The following is a 17,008-nucleotide window of genomic DNA, read 5'->3' as shown; positions in this document are numbered from 1 at the left end:
TTGGGCCCGCTCTTTTCATTTATGGGGGGCGTCGCGGTTGCCGCCGTCCTGCCCCCGGCGCGAAATCGACAAGGCCGGGGCGCCATGCTACCCCGGGCCAGATACCGACGACCCGACACCGACCCGGAAGGAGCAAGACCATGCTGCCGCTCAGCCAGACCGAGACGAGGCGTCGGCTTGACGCGGCGCAGCGCCTTCAGCGCGCGGGCCGGATCGAGGCCGCCGAGGCCGCCTATCGCAGCCTGCTGGACGGCCAGCCCGGCCTTGCGGCGGCGGCCTTCCAGCTTGGCCGGATCGCGCTGGGACGGGGCGCCGTCGAAGAGGCCGCCGCCCGGTTCGAAGCCGCGCGCAAGGCAAGGCCCGACGAGGCCCCGATCTGGCAGATGGAGGCCGAGGCGCTGGCCCGGCTGGGCGATGCGCCCCGGACTACCCGCTTTCTGAAGGCGGCCCGCAAGGCGGGGTTGCCCGCGGCCCTGCTCGCGGCGCTCGAGGCGCGGCTTGGTGCCGCAAAGGCCCCGGCCAGGGGCGCCCGGCGCGCGCCGCTTGGCTCTGCCTCGCCGCAGGCGGCAGAGGCGGTTCTGGCCGAGCTTCGGGCCGGGCGCAGCGCGGCGGCCGAGGCGAGGGCGCTGGCGCTGACCCGGGCGCATCCCGATTCGGCGCTGGCCTTCAACCTTCTGGCCACGGCCCGGGTCGAGCTGGGCCGGACCGCCGAGGCGCGTGAAAGCTTCGAGGCGGGGCTGGCGCTGGCGCCGGATTATGCCGAGTTGCGGGCCGGGCTCGGGCGGCTTCTGGTCGAGACCGGCGAGACCGCGGCAGGGGTGCGCCATCTGGAGGCGGCGCTGGCGCGCCTGCCCGCGCATCCGCCCGCACAGGTGGCGCTGGGCAAGGGGCTGGCGCGGCTGGGCCGGCAGGACGCGGCCGAGGCGGCCTTCCGCCGGGCGGTGGCGGCGGACGGACGCTATCTCGAGGCGCGTCTGGCGCTGGCGCATCACCTGATGGAAACGGGCGCGCCCGCAGCGGCGGAAGAGACCCTGGAGGCCGCGCTTGGTGCAGGCCATGACCGGGCCATCATCCGCGTCCGTCTGGCCGAGGCGCAGGCCAAGCAGGGCAGGACCGGGGCTGCGAAGGCGAATTACGATGCCGCGATCGCGGCCGAGCCGGGGCTGGCCATGGCCTACAGCCTGCGCGGCATGCTGCTGCAGACCCTGGGCGAGTTTGCGGCGGCCGAGGCCGATTTCCGGCAGGCCATCGCGCTGGAGCCCCGGAACGGCGAGCATTACCGGACCATGCTGGCGACCTACAAGGTGACCCCCGACGATCCGCTGCTGGCCGGGATGGAGGCCCTGTTCGCGGACCCGGCGCTGGGGGATGAGAGCCGGATGCATCTGGGCTTTGCGCTGTCGCGCGCGATGGAGCAGATCAAGGCGCATGATCGGGTCTTCACCTATCTGCGTCCGGCCAACGACCTGATGCGCGCGCGCCATCCCTATGACATCTCCGAGCGCCGGGCCGAGATCGACGCGGTGATGACGGCCTTCGCGGACACCGATTTTTCGGTGCGAAAAATCGAGGGCGCCCCGGATTGCGCGCCGATCTTCGTCACCGGCATGCCACGCTCGGGCACGACGCTGGTCGAGCAGATCGTGGCCAGCCATTCGCGGGTCACCGGTGGCGGCGAGATCGGCTATGTCGCGGGCGAGGCGATGGCCCTGCTGCAGGACGGATCGGGCGGTCTGCGGTCGCTCGAACGGGTCGGCGATGCCGAGATCGCGGCGCTGGGCGGCCGCATCGCGGCCGAATTTGCCCGGCGGTTTCCGGGCTCGGATCTTGTCAGCGACAAGTCGATCCAGACCTATATGGTGGCCGGGCTGGTGCGGCTGGCGCTTCCGCAGGCGAAGATCGTGGTGGTGCATCGCGATCCGCGCGACATCTGCCTGTCGATCTACAAGAACATGTTCGCCGAGGGTACCCATCGCTATTCGACCAATCTGCGCGATCTGGGGCTTTACTACCGGATGTTCCTCGAGATGATCGCGTTCTGGCGCGGGAAGCTGCCCGGCGGCTTCCACGAGATCCGCTATGAGGATCTGATTGCCGATCCGGAGGCCGAGGCCCGGGCGCTGGTCGCGGCCTGCGGTCTCGACTGGCAGGACACCTGCCTGAATTTTCACAAGACCGAGCGGCGGGTGGCGACGCTCAGCCTGGCACAGGTGCGACAGCCGATCTATGCCAGCTCGATGCAGGCCTGGCAGCGGCATGCCGGGGAGCTGGCCGAGTTGACCGAGGCGCTGGGCGATACGATCGGAGGCGAAAATGGGGCTTGAGGATATTCGCGCGCGGCTGGCGAAGGCGGAGCGGGAGGCAGGGCGTGCGCCGGGTTCGGTGACATTGGTCGCGGTCTCGAAAGTGCAGCCGCTGGCGCGGGTCGAAGCGGTGCTGGAGCAGGGGCAACGCATTTTCGGCGAGAACAAGGTGCAGGAGGCGGCGGGCAAGTGGCCCGCCTTCCGCGAGCGCTTCGACGGGGTCGAGCTGCATCTGATCGGACCGCTGCAAAGCAACAAGTCGCGCCAGGCGGTGGAGCTCTTCGATGCGATCCATTCGCTCGACCGGCCGAAGCTGGCGCGGCGGCTCGCCGATCATGCGCAGGAGCGCGGGGCCTGCCCGGATCTCTTCATCCAGGTGAATACCGGCGAGGAGCCGCAGAAGGCGGGCGTGCTGCCCACCGAGACGGATGCCTTCATTGCCGAATGCCGCGGGATGGATTTGCCGATCCGGGGGCTGATGTGCATTCCGCCGGTCGAGGAGACGCCATCCCTGCATTTCGCGCTGTTGGCGAAGATCGCGGCGCGAAACGGCCTGGCCGGGTTGTCCATGGGGATGAGCGACGATTTCGAACAGGCGGTTGCCCTGGGGGCGACCCATGTTCGGGTCGGCAGCGCGATTTTCGGCACGCGTGGCGTCGGCTGACCCTAGGTTCCGATTTTTCGGCGAAAAATCGACGCGCAGCCCGCTCGGGGAGGCAGGGATCGGAAGGGCTCTTGCCACGCAGAGGATTTTATTCTAAAAATGACGTTATATGATAACATAACAGGTGTTTTATGTCCGCCCGACTTCCCGTCACAGTTCTGTCCGGCTTTCTCGGGGCCGGAAAGACGACCGTCCTCAACCATGTCCTGAACAACCGCGAGGGTCGCCGGGTGGCGGTGATCGTGAACGACATGTCCGAGGTGAATATCGACGCCGATCTGGTTCGGGCGGGCAGCACGCTTGCCCGCGGCGAAGAGCGTCTGGTCGAAATGACCAATGGCTGCATCTGCTGCACGCTGCGCGACGATCTGCTGGTCGAGGTGCGGCGGCTCGCGGAAGAGGGCCGTTTCGACAGCCTGCTGATAGAAAGTACCGGCGTGTCCGAGCCGCTGCCGGTTGCCGCGACCTTCGAGTTTCGCGACGATGAGGGCCGGTCGCTGTCGGATATCGCCCGCCTCGACACCATGGTCACCGTGGTCGATGCCGCCAACCTGCTGCGCGACTTCTCGTCCCGCGATTTCCTGGCCGATCGCGGCGAGGAAATCGGCCCCGGGGACGAGCGCAGCCTGGTCGACCTGTTGACCGACCAGATCGAATTCGCCGATGTGATAATCCTGAACAAGGTCTCCGCAGCCTCTCCGGCCGATCTTGCCGCCGCCCGCAGGATCTTGCGTGCGCTGAATACCGATGCCCGGATCGTCGAGACCGATTACGGTCGCGTCGACGCCTCTGGGCTTCTCGATACCGGGCTTTTCAGCTTCGAGGCCGCGCATCGCCACCCGACCTGGGTGAAGGAGCTTTACGGCTTTGCCGATCATGTGCCGGAAGATGCCGAATACGGCATCACCAGCTTCGTCTACCGCGCCGAGCGGCCGTTCGATCCAGCCCGGCTGGCCGGGTTCTTTGAAACTCCGTTGCCCGGCGTGATCCGTGCCAAGGGGCATTTCTGGATCGCGACCCGGCCGCATTGGGCGGGCGAGGTCTCGATGGCGGGGCCGATGGTCGAGGTCCGCGGGCTGGGGCTTTGGTGGGCCGCCGTGCCCGAGGCGCATTGGCCGCCCGAGGCGCGCCAGCGGATGGCCGGGCGTGTGGCCGGGGAATTCGGCGACCGCCGCCAGGAGATGGTCTTCATCGGCACGCTCGGCAGCATGAACTGTCACCGGATCTCGGCCATGCTCGACCGCTGCCTTGTGCCCGAGACGCGATTTTGTCCCGAGCTCTGGTCGGGCCTGCCCGATCCGTTTCCGCAATGGGGCGAAGCGGCGTGACCGGCAACGCATCGAGCAGGCTGCGGCGACGGCGCCGGAGCTGTTCGATGGCCGCGCATGACCGGTTGCCCGCCCCGGCCCGGGCCTGGGCGGCGCGGGCGGTGTTGCCCTGGAGTGCAGTTTCGGTCGCCCGGATCTGGACCCGGGCGATAGCCGAGACCGGCTCGGAGGCTGCGGCTCTGGCCCGGCTCGCCGCGGCCGAACGCGCGACGCTTGCGCGCGAGGCGACGACGTCTGGCCGGGGCAGGACGGGCTGAGACGGTCAGGCTGTCGAGCTTTTGTGAACATGGCCTGCTTGCGGTCCCTGCCGCATATGTTATCTGGCTAATCATTAGCTTGGTAATGGAATCGCGGTCCGGCAATGCATGACGTGCACAAGACGTTCCTGCCCGAGGTGTTCGGGCTCGTGCGGACGATCCGCAAGCGCTTCGATGCCCGTGCCATCTCGATCGACATGACCTATGCCCGTGCCCAGGCGCTGGTGAACATCGCCAATTGCGAAGGGCTGACCCAGGTCGATCTGGCCGAGCGGCTCGATATCCGGACCCCCTCGATGAACCGCACCCTCGATCATCTCGAGGCGGCCGGCCTGATCGAGCGCCGCGCCTCGGCCGAGGACAAACGGGTCCGTCGTCTCTATCTGACCCCGGAAGCGCGGGCGCGGGCCGAGGCCGTCGTCGATTTCACCGATGAGCTTCGGGCCGAGGTCTATCGCGGCATCGACCCGGACGAGCTTGAGCGGGCGCTGGCAACGATCCGCAGGATTCAGGCCAATCTTGCCGCGATGGGGCAGTGATGCCCCCCGCCGCGCCGTCCGATGCGCCGACCCCGGCGCCCCAACCCGAATCGCCGGGCCTGACCCGTCCTCTGCCGCTGGCCGCCGCCTATATGCTGGCCTCGATGTTCATTGCCCTGTCGCAATCGCTTGGGCAGGGATTTCTCGCGGCCAATATTCCGACGCTGGCGGGCGAACTCGGCGCGACCCAGAGCCAGACCGCCTGGCTGATGGTCGCGTTCATGGCGCCGCGCGCCTCGCTGCCGCTGATGCTGATCAAGATCCGCAGCCAGTACGGGCTGCGCCGCTTCGCCGAAGTCTCGATCGCGCTTTACGCCGCCGTGGCGCTGCTCAGCCTGCTGACCCGCGACCTGCGCTCGGCGCTTCTGGTCGAGCTTCTGTCCGGGATCTCGGCCGCGCCGCTCGCGACGCTGGCCTTCCTCTATGCGCTCGAACCGCTGCCGCAGCGGCTGAAGCTTACCGTGGGCCTGCCCTTCGCGCTCAGCTTCATCGCGCTGGGCATGCCGCTGGCCCGCGCCATCAGCCCCACCGTCCTGACCGATGGCGGCTGGACCGATATCCTCCTGCTCAAGCTCGGCATGGCGATGGTCTGCCTGTTCCTGGTGTTCCGGCTGCCGCTGCCGCATGGCGAGCGGACCCGGACGATCCGCGGGCTCGACCTGATCTCCTTTTCGCTGATTGCTGCCTCCTTCGGCGGGCTCGTGGCCTGCTTCACGACCGGCTACATCTACTGGTGGACCGCGGCGGCCTGGATCGGGCCGGTGCTGGCGCTGTCGATCGCCGGTCTGGTCCTGGCGCTGGTGATCGAGCTGCACCGGACGGCGCCGCTGCTCGACGTGCGCTGGCTGGCGACGCCCGAGATGCTGCACCTGACCGCGGCGCTTTTGATCTTTCGCGTGATCCTGTCGGAGCAGACCGCCGGGGCGCCCGGCCTGTTCCAGACCCTGGGCTTCGCGCCCGAGCAGATCGCGCCCCTGTTCTGGGCGATCTCGCTGGCCACGCTTGCCGGCGGCGCCGCCTGCGCGCTGGTGATGAGGCTCGAGAGGGTGCCCGCGATCCATGTCGTCGCGCTGCTCCTGATCGCGCTGGGCTCGGCGATGGATGCCCATGCCAATACCGATGTGAGCCCAACCCTTATGATCACGAGCCAGGCCATGGTGGGCTTTGCCGCGGCGATGTTCCTGCCCTCGGCGATGGCGGCGGGGCTGGTCAAGGCGCTGAGCAAGGGGCCGCAATACCTTCTGAGCTTCGTCATCGTGTTCCTGTCGAGCCAGATCCTCGGCGGCACCGTCGGCGCGGGGCTGTTCAGGACCTTCGTCGCGGTCAGGACCACGGCGCATGGTCAGGCGCTGGCCGAGGGGCTGCAGACCGGCGACCCGCTGGTCTCGGCGCGGCTGGCCGGGATTGCGGCGCAGCTTTCCTCGACGGTGACCGATCCGGTCCGGCTCAGGGCGCAGGCGGTCGCGCAGCTGGCGGCCGACACTGCGCGCCAGGCCACCGTTTCGGCCTATAATGATGTTTTCGCCCTGATCTCGGCACTGGCTCTGTGTGCCCTGGCCGCGCTTCTGGGGCATATTGCGCGGGACTGGCTGCGGGCGCGGATGGCCCGCCATGTCCCGGACGCCGGATAAGGATCCCGAAATGCATCTTCTGAAACACCATGTCCCCACTGTTCTGATCGTCCTGATTGGGGTGCTCGGTGTCCTCGTCGTGCTTTTTGCCTGGCATCTGCCTCCCTTCGGCGGCGCCGAGATCCGGACCGAGAACGCTTATGTCAGGGGCAATGTGGCGACGCTGTCGCCGCAGATCGCGGGCTATGTCACCGAGGTCCGGGTCACGGATTTCCAGACCGTCTCCACGGGCGACATTCTGGTCCGGCTCGATGACAGGATCGCGCGCCAGACCGTGGCGCGGGCCGAGGCTGAGCTCGACAGTGCCCGCGCCGCGTTGAAGGCCAACGATCAGGACATCAATTCCGCCGGCGCCACGCTCGAATCGCGCCGGGCTGCGGCCGCGGCTGCGCGCTCGGCGGTCGATACCGCCCGGGCGGAATGGGACCGGCATGACCGGCTGCGCCGGAAGGGGGTGATTTCGGCCGCCGATGCCGAGGATGCCGAGCTGCGCCTGCGTCAGGCCGAGGCCGCGCTGACCGAGGCGCTGAGCGACGTTGCCGTCGCGCGCGAGGATCTGGCCACCGCGAAGGTTCGCACCGATACGCTGAGCGCAAGCGTGACCGCAGCGCTGGCGGCGGTCGAGCTGGCCCGGATCGAGCTTGAACATACCGTCATCCGCGCGCCGCAGAACGGACGGCTGGGCCAGGTCAATGTCCGGGTCGGCCAGTATGTGACGGCAGGCACCGCGCTGGTGTCGCTGGTCTCGTCGCGGGTCTGGGTGATCGCCAACATCAAGGAAACCGATCTTGCCGGGCTTCATTCCGGCCAGACGGTGCGCTTTGCGGTCGATGCGCTGGGCGGGCAGCCGTTCACGGGCAAGGTTGCGCTGCTGTCTCCGGCCACCGCCTCGGAATTCAGCATTCTCGGCAATTCGACCGCGACAGGCAATTTCACCAAGATCGCCCAGCGACTGCCCGTGCGGATCGAGGTCGATCCGGGGCAGGACGGCCGGGACCGCCTGGCGCCGGGCATGTCGGTCGTGGTCCATATCCCGCGCGATTGGGGCTGAGCCCGGGGGACGCGCCGTGGCACCGGGTCAGATGTCGAAGACGACGCCCTGTGCCAGCGGCAGCTCGCGCGAATAGTTGATGGTGTTGGTGGCGCGCCGCATGTAGCTCTTCCAGGCATCCGAGCCGCTTTCGCGGCCGCCGCCGGTCTCCTTCTCGCCGCCGAAGGCCCCGCCGATCTCGGCGCCCGAGGTGCCGATATTGACATTGGCGATGCCGCAATCCGAGCCGCGCGCCGACAAGAACAGCTCCGTCTCGCGCAGATCCGTGGTGAAGATCGACGAGGACAGCCCCGCGCCGACCGCGTTATGGGCCTCGAGCACGGCATCGAAATCGCTGTATCTCATCACGTAGAGGATGGGGGCGAAGGTCTCTTCCAGAACCGGGCCGGTCTGGGCGGGCATTTCGACCAGGGCCGGGCGCGCGTAATAGGCGGTGTCGGGGCCGATGGCCTCGCGCGTGCCGCCATGCACGGTGCCGCCCGCCGCGCGCGCGGCCTCCAGCGCCGCCTGCATCGCCCGATAGGCGGCGCCGTCGATCAGCGGTCCGACCAGCGCGTCGGTATCCAGCGGGTTGCCCACGCTGACCGAGGCATAGGCCCGGATCAGCCCCGGCACCAGCGCGTCGTAGATGTCGTCATGCACGAACAGCCTGCGCATCGTGGTGCAGCGCTGCCCTGCGGTGCCCATGGCGCCGAAGGCGACCGCGCGCAGCGTCATCGCGGGATCGGCCGAAGGGCAGACGATGCCGGCATTGTTGCCGCCCAGTTCCAGGATAGAGCGGCCGAAGCGCGCCGCGACCCCGGGCCCGACGATCCGCCCCATCCGGGTCGATCCGGTGGCCGAGATCAGCGGCACATCGGGGCTGTCGACCAGCGCCGCACCGATGTCGGGGCCGCCCGGCAGCACCTGTACCAGCGCCTCGGGGGCGGTGCCGAAGCGCTCCAGCGCCCGGCCAAGGACCGCGCGGCAGGCCAGCGCCGTCAGCGGGGTCTTTTCCGAGGGTTTCCAGATCACCGGGTCGCCGCAGACCAGCGCCAGCGCCGCATTCCAGGCCCAGACCGCGACGGGGAAGTTGAAGGCGGTGATCACGCCCACCGGGCCCAGCGGGTGCCAGGTCTCCATCATCCGGTGACCGGGGCGCTCGGTCGCGATGGTCAGCCCGTAAAGCTGGCGCGAGAGGCCGACCGCGAAATCGCAGATGTCGATCATCTCCTGCACCTCGCCCGCGCCCTCGGACGGGCTCTTGCCCGCTTCGACCGAGACCAGCCGGCCGAGATCGGCCTTGGCCGCGCGCAATTCCTCGCCGAGGAGCCGCACCAGCTCGCCCCGCCTCGGGGCCGGAACCATCCGCCAGTCGCGGAATGCCGCCTTCGCGGCGGCGATGGCGGCGGCCGCATCGGCGGGGCTCGCCGCAGAGATCTCGGCGATCCGCGCGCCGGTGAGCGGCGAGAGGCAGGCCATGTCGCCGCCGCTCAGCGTGGCGGCAGCGACGCCAAGGCGCGCCATCAGGCGTTCGGTCTCGGAACGGAGGGTCATGTGCGGTCCTTCCTGTCATCCTGTCGGGGCAGGGCTGTCTTCTGGCTTCTGGACGCCCTGTGCCCCGCCCGAGGCTTTCATGAAGGCGCGGGCGTTTCAACCGGCACGGGGCGCTGTGGGGGGGGCGGCGCCGTGCCCGGACCGGGCGCGGGCCCTCAGAGATAGGTGCTCGGCACCGCTGTGGTGAATTTCAGCTCTTCCATCGAGATCGAGGAATTGATCTGCGAGAAATCGAGCCGCTCGATCATCGTCTTGTAGACCCGGTCATAGGTCGAGATGTCGGGCACCACCACTTTCAGGATGTAATCCGTCGCTCCGGTCAGCCGGTAGGCCTCGACGATCTCGGGCAGGTCGTCGATCAGCGCCCGGAACCGGTTCAGCCAGGCCGCTTCGTGCCTGGGCGCGGTGATGCCGATGAAGACCGTCATGCCCACATTGGCGCGGGCATGATCCACGAGCGCCACCCGCCCCTTGATCACGCCCGCCTCTTCCAGCCGCTTGACCCGCCGCCAGCAGGGCGTGGGGCTCAGCCCCACGATATCGGCCAGCGCGTTCACCGCGAGATCGGCATCGCGCTGCAGGATCTCGAGGATCTTGCGGTCGATCTCGTCGAATTCCGGCAGCTCGGCCGATTTCCGGTCGGCGCCGCGGGTCCTGCGGCCGGTGCTCATCTCTGCCGGAACTCCAGTACCGCCCCGGCGCAGTCGGAGGGCGCCAGCGCGATCCCGCGCGCGGTCCGGACCGGCGAAAGCCCGGCCGCGGCAAGGCAGGCCGCGGTGGCCGCGATGTCTTCGGAATGAAGCGCAAGCCCGGCAAACCCCTCGGCGGGGACGGCGGACAGCTCGATGCCGGGGAAGTACCCGGCCAGCGCGCTGCCGGTCAGGCAGAGGATGGGGGCCGAGGCCGGGCCGGTCTCGACCCGGAAGCCGCCTTCGGCGGGCGTGACCCGGCCATGGGCATAAAGCCGGGCCAGACGCTGCGTGGCGGCCTCGGGATCGGCGCTTTGCGCGACGATCTCGGCCAGACCGCAGGCGCGGTTCGGATGGGTCAGAAGCTCGGGCAGCCAGACCGTCTCGCGGGTGCGGTGCTGGCACATGAAGACGATGCCGAAGGGCAGCTCCTCCTCGGCGAAGGCGACGGTCGAGAAGGCCGCGCGCCCGGTCTCGCCGCCCGGAAGCGGCACCGGCCGCTCGAAATGCCCGACCTCGCCGGTCGCGATGCCCAGCCCGGCCAGCGCCGTCTTCGCGGCCTCGGCATCGTCGATCCGGCAGGCCACGGCGCGCAGCCCCTCGCCCTCGCGCGCCAGGGCCGCGCGCCGGGGCGCGTTGCCCTCGGTCGGCGTCACGATGCCCAGAAGCTCCATATAGTCCTCGGGGAACATGAGGGTGTAATTCGCGGTGCCCTTGGCTGCGCTGTGCAGCCCCTTCGGCGACAGCGTGAAGCCGAGCCTGCGATAAAGCTCGGCCGAGCGGTCGAGATCCTCGACCATGAGGAAGACGTGATCGACGCCTTTGACGGGATGGGTCATGCGAGCTCCTTCGGTTCGGCGGGTCATTCAGCACGCGGTGCGCTGTACCGGCGCAAGGGTGATTTCATGTATCGCGACATTCGGGTTCATGCCCGCGACATGAAGCGCGAGTGCCGCCATGTCCTCGGGCTGGATCATTTCGGCCGCGCGGGCCGGGTCGAAGCCGGGCCGGGCGTTCAGCAGCGGCGTCGCCACCTCGCCGGGGCAAAGCGCGGTCGAGCGGATGCCGTTTGCGCCCTCCTGCGCATTGAGGCTGGCGCTGAGATCGGTCAGCGCATGTTTCGAGGCGCCATAGGGCACGCCCGCCACCGGCGCGTGGAACCGCCCGGCCCAGGACGAGGTATGGATCATCACCCCCGATCGCTGCCGCCGCATCGGCCCCAGCGCCGCGGCGATGACGTTCAGCGCGCCGGTGAGATTGGTGGCGATCACCCGGTCCCAACTGTCCCAGTCAAGCTCGTCCCAGCGCCGGAGCGGCAGGTTCAGCCCCGCATTGTTGCACAGCACGTCGATCCGTCCTGCCCACTGGACGATCTCGTCGGCAATTGCGAGAATGCGCGCCCGGTCGGTGACATCGCCGACAAAGACCCTCACAGACGCGCCGGCATTGCCGAGATCCTCTGCAAGCGCGGTCAGGCGGTCTTCCGAACGCGCGGTCAGCGCGACCCGGTAGCCCGCCCCGGCAAAGGCCCGCGCCATGGCCGCGCCGATTCCGGAACCGGCGCCCGTGATCCATACGGAATTCTGCATATTCGTTCGCCCTTTCTGCGAGCAGGCAGGAATAGTTTCGCACATTATAGTGTAAAAAGTAGGATATTCTTTCGTGAAAGCGGATTGTAGCGCAAAAAGTGCATTGACGTCGCTGTCGGGTTGCCGCTTTTTGGGCAGGCGGACGCTTTCGGCGGTGGGGACGCGGGCGCCCCGACTATGGAACGGGCATGAAAACGGGAATAACGGGGAAATCGACATGATGACGACCAGCAGATCGGCGCAAATCTGGCTTCTGGCCGGGGCCGCGCTTGCGGGCCTTGCAGGTCCGCTTGCAGGTCCGGCGGCGGCCGAAGAGCCTCAGCGCGGCGGGACCGCCATCGTTCACATGGTGTCGGAACAGCGTGTGCTGAACCCTGCGCTCCGCGCCTCGACCGGGGTCTACAACATCACCGGCAAGATCATGGAGCCGCTGATCGACAAGTCCTATGACGGCCCGGTGGGCGTGCTGGCGACCGACTGGTCCTCGACCGAGGACGGGCTGCATATCACCGTCAACCTGCGCGAGGGCGTCAACTGGCATGACGGCGAGCCCTTCACCTGCGACGACGTCGCCTTCTCGGCGATGGAGCTGTGGAAGCCGCTGCTCAACTATTCCTCGACGCTGCAGCAATACCTCGAGTCGGTCGACTGCACCGATCCCCATACCGCCGTGTTCAACTATTCGCAGCCGATGCCGCTGGACCTCTTCGTCGCTGCGATGCCCGATCTCGGCCATCCGGTGCCAAGGCATCTCTACGAGGGCACCGACATCATGCGGAACCCGCATAATACCGCGCCGGTGGGGACGGGGCCGTTCAGGTTCGTCGAATACAAGCGCGGGCAATATGTCATCGCCGAGCGCAATGACGACTACTGGCGCGGCGCGGAATACCCCTATCTCGACCGCATCGTCTGGCGCTTCATCCCCGACAAGTCGGCGGCCGCGGCGGCGATGGAGGCCGGGGAGATCCACGAATCCGGCACCAACAGCCTATCGATGGCCGATATCGAGCGGTTCTCGCAGATGGACGGTTTCGATGTCGGCACCAGGGGCTACGAGAACAACGTCGCCCACTCGACCGTCGAGTTCAATCACCGCAACCCGATCCTTGCCGATCTGAAGGTGCGGCAGGCGATCTATCACGGGCTCGACATCGACTATGCGATCAAGACCATCATGCGCGGTTACGCCAAGCCGGGGCGCGGGCCGATCCCCTCGACGGGCGGGGCCAATTACACCGATGACGTGACCACCTATGCCTATGACCCCGAGCTGGCGAAGCAGATGCTCGACGAGGCGGGCTATCCGGCGGGCCCCGACGGCATCCGCTTCAGGCTACGCCACCGGCCCGCGCCCTGGGGCGAATATACCCAGCTCTGGGCCGAATATTTCGCCCAGGCGATGGGAGAGATCGGCATCGATGTCGAGATCCTGACCAATGATGCGCCGGGCTTCCTGAACGGGGTCTATCGCGACCACGATTTCGACACGGCCAATGGCTGGCACCAGTTCCGCTCTGACCCGGCGGTCTCGACCATGGTCTGGCTGCGCTCGGGCTCGCCCGCAGGTACGCCCTGGTCGAACCAGTTCGGCTGGAAATCCGACGAGATGGACCGGATGATCGACGAGGCCCAGGCCGAGCTCGACCCCGCGGAACGGGCGGCCGACTATCACGCGATCCAGGCGAAGGCGATGGAAGAGCTGCCGGTGATCTTCGCCATCGAGCATCCCTTCATCTCGGTCACCTCGAAGAAGCTTCATAACCATCACAACAATCCGCGCTGGATCTCGTCGAGCTGGTACGATCTCTGGATCGAGCACTGATCTGCTGAAACAGGAGGCCGGGCGTTCGAGCCCGGCCTTGCCCGTCCAGACGGCCGCGACCGCCAGCCCCCATCCCAAAGCTCCCCCGGACCCCCCGACATGCAACTGACCCAAGTCCTCACCTACGCGCTGCGGCGGCTTCTGCAGGCCGTGCCGGTGGTGATCCTGATCATGGTGGGCACCTTCCTGCTGCTGAAACTGGCGCCCGGCGATACCGTCGATGCGCTGGTCGGCGACATGGGCGGTGCCGATGCCGCCTATATCGCCCGGCTCCGCGCCGAATACGGGCTCGACCAGCCGGTCTGGGTCCAGCTCGGGCGCTACATGGCCAAGCTGATCCAGTTCGATTTCGGCTGGTCCTTCGTCTATGAACAGCCGGTTTCGGCGATCCTGTGGGAACGGCTCGGCACCACGCTGATGCTGATGGGCACCTCGCTTTCGCTGGCGTTCTCGATCGGCGTGGGCCTCGGCGCCATCGCCGCCCGGCGCGCCTATTCGCTGACCGACAACGCGATCTCGACGCTGGGGCTGGTCTTCTACGCCACGCCCAGTTTCTTCCTGTCCCTGATGATGATCCTGCTGTTCTCGGTCAAGCTGGGATGGCTGCCAGTCGGCGGGCTGACCGATGTCGCGGCCTTCTATACCGGCTGGGATTACGTCTTCGATGTCGCGCTGCACCTGATCATGCCCACGGCCGCGCTGTCGCTGATCTACCTCAGCTTCTATCTGCGGCTGATGCGGGCCAGCGTGCTCGAGGTCGCCGATCTCGACTTCGTGCGGACCGCGCGGGCCAAGGGCGCGGGCGAGACCCGGCTGATGGTGCATCACATCATGCGCAACGCGCTGTTGCCGGTGGTCACGCTGCTGGGACTGCAATTCTCGACCGTGCTGGGCGGCTCGGTGGTGGTCGAGACCATCTTCGCGCTGCCGGGCCTCGGCCAGCTGGCCTATCAGTCGGTGATCCAGCGCGACATGAACATGCTGATGGGGATCATCTTCCTCTGCGCCATCATCGTCGTCATCGTGAACTTCCTCACCGACCTGCTGTATGCCCGCCTCGATTCAAGGATCGCCCTGAAATGACCGCCGCGACCACCGACCTGCCGCGCGCCGAACCCGCCCCTGCCGTTGCGCTCTGGCGCCGCTTCGCCCGCAACCGCGCCGCCCTGCTGGGGCTGGTGCTGTTCGGGGCCGTGCTGGTGATGGCGGCCACGGCCGGGTTGATCGAGCCCACCGACCCGCTGCGCCGGGCGGGGGATCCGCTGACGAAACCCTTCACCGACTGGGCCGTGCCTCTGGGCACCGATCAGCTGGGGCGCGATATCCTGGCCCAGCTGTTCCACGGCGCCCGGATCTCGCTGCTGGTGGGCGTGCTGGCGACGCTCTTGTCGATCGGGATCGGCGTCGTCGTGGGCGCCGTTTCGGGCTTTTTCGGCGGCTGGATCGACGATGTGCTGATGCGGGTGACCGAAGCCTTCCAGACCATCCCGAACTTCGTGCTGCTCTTGGCGCTTGTGGCGATCCTGGGCTCGTCCATCGAATATATCACGCTGGCCATCGCCATCGTCTCCTGGACCGCGCCCGCGCGGATGGTCCGGGCCGAGTTCCTGTCGCTGCGCAGTCGCGAATTCGTCGATGCGGCGCGCAATCTCGGGGTCTCGAACGGGGCGCTGATCTTCCGCGAGATCCTGCCCAACGCGCTGCCGCCGGTGATCGTCTACGCCTCGGTCATCATGGCGCTGTCGATCCTTCTGGAAAGCGCGCTGGCCTTTCTGGGGCTCGGCGATCCCAACCATGCCAGCTGGGGCAACATGATCGGGCAGGGCCGCGCGGTGTTGCGCACCGACTGGTACTGCGCCGTCATCCCCGGCATCGCCATCGTGCTGACGGTTCTGTCCTTCTCGCTTCTGGGCGAGGGGCTGAACGACGCGCTCAATCCGAGGCAGAAGAAACAATGACCGATCCGGTTCTCGACATACGCGGCCTCAGGATCGCCCTTCCCAAGGGGGCCGACCGGCCCTTCGCGCTCGACGGGCTGGACCTGAGCGTGAACCCAGGCGAGATCGTCTGTCTCGTCGGCGAAAGCGGGTCCGGCAAGTCGCTGACCGCGGGCGCGATCATGCGGCTTCTGCCCGAACCCCATGTCCGCGTCGCCGAAGGCGCGATCCGCTTCGAGGGGCAGGATCTGCTGGCGCTGTCCGAGCGCGAGATGAAGCAGATCCGCGGCGACCGCATCGCCCAGATCTTCCAGGAGCCGATGACCGCACTCAACCCGCAAAAGACCGTCGGCTGGCAGATCGACGAGGTGCTCAGGCTGCACACGGATCTGGGCCGCAAGGCGCGGCGCGCGCGGGTGCTGGAAATGCTGGATCTGGTGCATATCCCCGATCCGCCCTCGGTCTATAACGCCTATCCGCATCAGGTCTCGGGCGGACAGCGGCAGCGGGTGATGATCGCCATGGCGCTGGCCTGCGAGCCGAAACTGATCATCGCCGACGAACCCACCACCGCGCTCGACGTCACCACCCAGCTGCAGATCCTCAGGCTGATCCGCGAGCTGCAGGAGAAGGAAGGCGCAGGCATCCTCTTCATCACCCATGATTTCGGCGTGGTGGCCGAGATTGCCGACCGGGTGGTGGTTCTGAGCAAGGGCGAGATGGTCGAGCAGGGCCCCGCCGCCGAGATCCTGAACCGGCCGCAGCACCCCTATACCCGTGCGCTGATCGGGGCGATCCCGGCGCTGGTGCCGCCCGCGCCGCGCGATTTCGAGGCGGCGCCGGTGGTGCTGAAGGCCGAGGGGCTGGTCAAGACCTTCGCGGCGGGCGGCAGCCTGATCTCGGGCAAGCGCGCGCCGGTGAAGGCGGTCGACAACCTCTCCTTCACGCTGCGCCGGGGCGAGACGCTGGGCGTCGTCGGCGAAAGCGGCTCGGGCAAAACCACCGTGTCGCGGATCGTGACCCGGCTGCTGGAATCCGATTGCGGCGCGGTCGAGGTCGACGGCACCGACCTTCTGGCCTGCTCGCCCCGCGAGCTGCGCGAGATGCGGCGCCATATCCAGATGGTGTTCCAGGATCCGATGGCCTCGCTGAATCCGCGCAAGCGCGTCGAGGACCTGATCGCGCAGGGGCCCATCGTCCATGGCGCCGACCCGAAGGCCGCCCGCGCCCGGGCCCGCGAACTCCTGGAGCTGGTCGAGCTCTCGCCCGCCGCCGCCACCCGTTATCCGCATGAATTCTCGGGCGGGCAGCGCCAGCGGATCGGCATCGCAAGGGCGCTGGCGATGGAGCCCAGGGTGATCGTCGCCGACGAGCCGGTCTCGGCGCTTGACGTGTCGGTGCAGGCGCAGGTGCTGAAGCTTCTGGCCGATCTGCGCGACCGGCTGCATCTGTCGCTTCTCTTCGTCACCCATGACCTGCGCGTCGCGGCCCAGCTCTGCGACCGGGTGATCGTGATGCAGAAGGGCCGGATCGTCGAGACCGGCCTCACCGCAGAGCTTTTCGCCGATCCCCGACACCCCTATACGCAACAGCTTCTGGCCTCGATTCCGGGCCGCGGATGGACCCCGCCCAGCCTGGAAACGGACGCCGCCTGAAGGA

General features: G+C 68.0%; 15 protein-coding genes. 11 read left to right on the top strand and 4 right to left on the bottom strand.

Translation table 11 applies throughout. From position 1 onward, the window contains the following. Positions 1 to 140: 140 nt before the first annotated feature. The 7 genes from ACK8CO_RS07775 to ACK8CO_RS07745 all read left to right on the top strand — a co-directional run bounded on the left by ACK8CO_RS07775 (position 141) and on the right by ACK8CO_RS07745 (position 7,773). Entirely contained in the window at positions 141 to 2,324 is a 2,184-nt protein-coding gene (locus tag ACK8CO_RS07775; RefSeq protein WP_414898745.1) for a tetratricopeptide repeat-containing sulfotransferase family protein, read from the top strand. Then, positions 2,314 to 2,967, top strand: a complete 654-nt coding sequence (locus ACK8CO_RS07770) for a YggS family pyridoxal phosphate-dependent enzyme (protein WP_080615030.1) — start codon at positions 2,314 to 2,316, stop codon at positions 2,965 to 2,967. Before ACK8CO_RS07775 ends, ACK8CO_RS07770 begins: the two co-directional genes overlap by 11 nt. 131 nt (positions 2,968 to 3,098) lie before the next feature. Further along, a complete protein-coding gene (locus tag ACK8CO_RS07765; protein WP_414898744.1) occupies positions 3,099 to 4,295 on the top strand; it encodes a GTP-binding protein in 1,197 nt (398 codons plus the stop codon). Between the two features lie 47 nt (positions 4,296 to 4,342). After that, on the top strand, positions 4,343 to 4,552 hold the full coding sequence (locus tag ACK8CO_RS07760; RefSeq protein ID WP_414898743.1) for a DUF6525 family protein: 210 nt from the start codon (positions 4,343 to 4,345) through the stop codon (positions 4,550 to 4,552). A gap of 104 nt (positions 4,553 to 4,656) precedes the next feature. Next, positions 4,657 to 5,091 (top strand): MarR family winged helix-turn-helix transcriptional regulator, encoded by a 435-nt coding sequence (locus ACK8CO_RS07755; RefSeq protein ID WP_414898742.1) that lies wholly within the window; start codon positions 4,657 to 4,659, stop codon positions 5,089 to 5,091. Beyond that, entirely contained in the window at positions 5,091 to 6,722 is a 1,632-nt protein-coding gene (locus ACK8CO_RS07750) for an MFS transporter (protein ID WP_414898741.1), read from the top strand. The genes ACK8CO_RS07755 and ACK8CO_RS07750 overlap by 1 nt, the downstream gene beginning before the upstream one ends. A 10-nt stretch (positions 6,723 to 6,732) precedes the next feature. Beyond that, the gene (locus tag ACK8CO_RS07745) at positions 6,733 to 7,773 is read left to right on the top strand and encodes an HlyD family secretion protein (protein WP_414898740.1); all 1,041 of its coding nucleotides are present in this window, start codon (positions 6,733 to 6,735) and stop codon (positions 7,771 to 7,773) included. A 27-nt stretch (positions 7,774 to 7,800) separates the two neighbouring features. Here ACK8CO_RS07745 and ACK8CO_RS07740 read toward each other — a convergent pair whose 3' ends face one another. From ACK8CO_RS07740 to ACK8CO_RS07725, 4 genes are all read right to left on the bottom strand, one after another. Then, positions 7,801 to 9,309, bottom strand: coding sequence for an aldehyde dehydrogenase family protein (locus ACK8CO_RS07740; protein WP_414898739.1), 1,509 nt, complete (start codon positions 9,307 to 9,309; stop codon positions 7,801 to 7,803). Positions 9,310 to 9,464: 155 nt separating this feature from the next. Next, positions 9,465 to 9,980 carry an Lrp/AsnC family transcriptional regulator gene (locus ACK8CO_RS07735; RefSeq protein WP_080615036.1) on the bottom strand — a complete coding sequence of 172 codons (516 nt, stop codon included), beginning with the start codon at positions 9,978 to 9,980 and terminating at the stop codon, positions 9,465 to 9,467. After that, complete coding sequence (locus tag ACK8CO_RS07730; RefSeq protein ID WP_414898738.1) at positions 9,977 to 10,837, bottom strand: VOC family protein; 861 nt, start codon at positions 10,835 to 10,837, stop codon at positions 9,977 to 9,979. The genes ACK8CO_RS07735 and ACK8CO_RS07730 overlap by 4 nt, the downstream gene beginning before the upstream one ends. A 27-nt stretch (positions 10,838 to 10,864) precedes the next feature. Further along, a complete protein-coding gene (locus tag ACK8CO_RS07725; RefSeq protein WP_196774314.1) occupies positions 10,865 to 11,587 on the bottom strand; it encodes an SDR family oxidoreductase in 723 nt (240 codons plus the stop codon). Positions 11,588 to 11,807: 220 nt separating this feature from the next. Between ACK8CO_RS07725 and ACK8CO_RS07720 the strand changes: the two genes are divergently transcribed. From ACK8CO_RS07720 to ACK8CO_RS07705, 4 genes are all read left to right on the top strand, one after another. After that, on the top strand, positions 11,808 to 13,412 hold the full coding sequence (locus tag ACK8CO_RS07720; RefSeq protein WP_414898737.1) for an ABC transporter substrate-binding protein: 1,605 nt from the start codon (positions 11,808 to 11,810) through the stop codon (positions 13,410 to 13,412). Between the two features lie 99 nt (positions 13,413 to 13,511). Then, complete coding sequence (locus ACK8CO_RS07715; RefSeq protein WP_080615039.1) at positions 13,512 to 14,495, top strand: ABC transporter permease; 984 nt, start codon at positions 13,512 to 13,514, stop codon at positions 14,493 to 14,495. Beyond that, the gene (locus ACK8CO_RS07710) at positions 14,492 to 15,370 is read left to right on the top strand and encodes an ABC transporter permease (protein ID WP_414898736.1); all 879 of its coding nucleotides are present in this window, start codon (positions 14,492 to 14,494) and stop codon (positions 15,368 to 15,370) included. Before ACK8CO_RS07715 ends, ACK8CO_RS07710 begins: the two co-directional genes overlap by 4 nt. Then, positions 15,367 to 17,004 (top strand): ABC transporter ATP-binding protein, encoded by a 1,638-nt coding sequence (locus tag ACK8CO_RS07705; protein ID WP_414898735.1) that lies wholly within the window; start codon positions 15,367 to 15,369, stop codon positions 17,002 to 17,004. Before ACK8CO_RS07710 ends, ACK8CO_RS07705 begins: the two co-directional genes overlap by 4 nt. Positions 17,005 to 17,008: the final 4 nt, after the last annotated feature.

Origin of the sequence: Rhodovulum sp. HP10, assembly GCF_047553435.1 — a bacterium.
Lineage (GTDB): Bacteria > Pseudomonadota > Alphaproteobacteria > Rhodobacterales > Rhodobacteraceae > Rhodovulum.
This window is presented reverse-complemented; position numbering and strand designations above follow the sequence as displayed.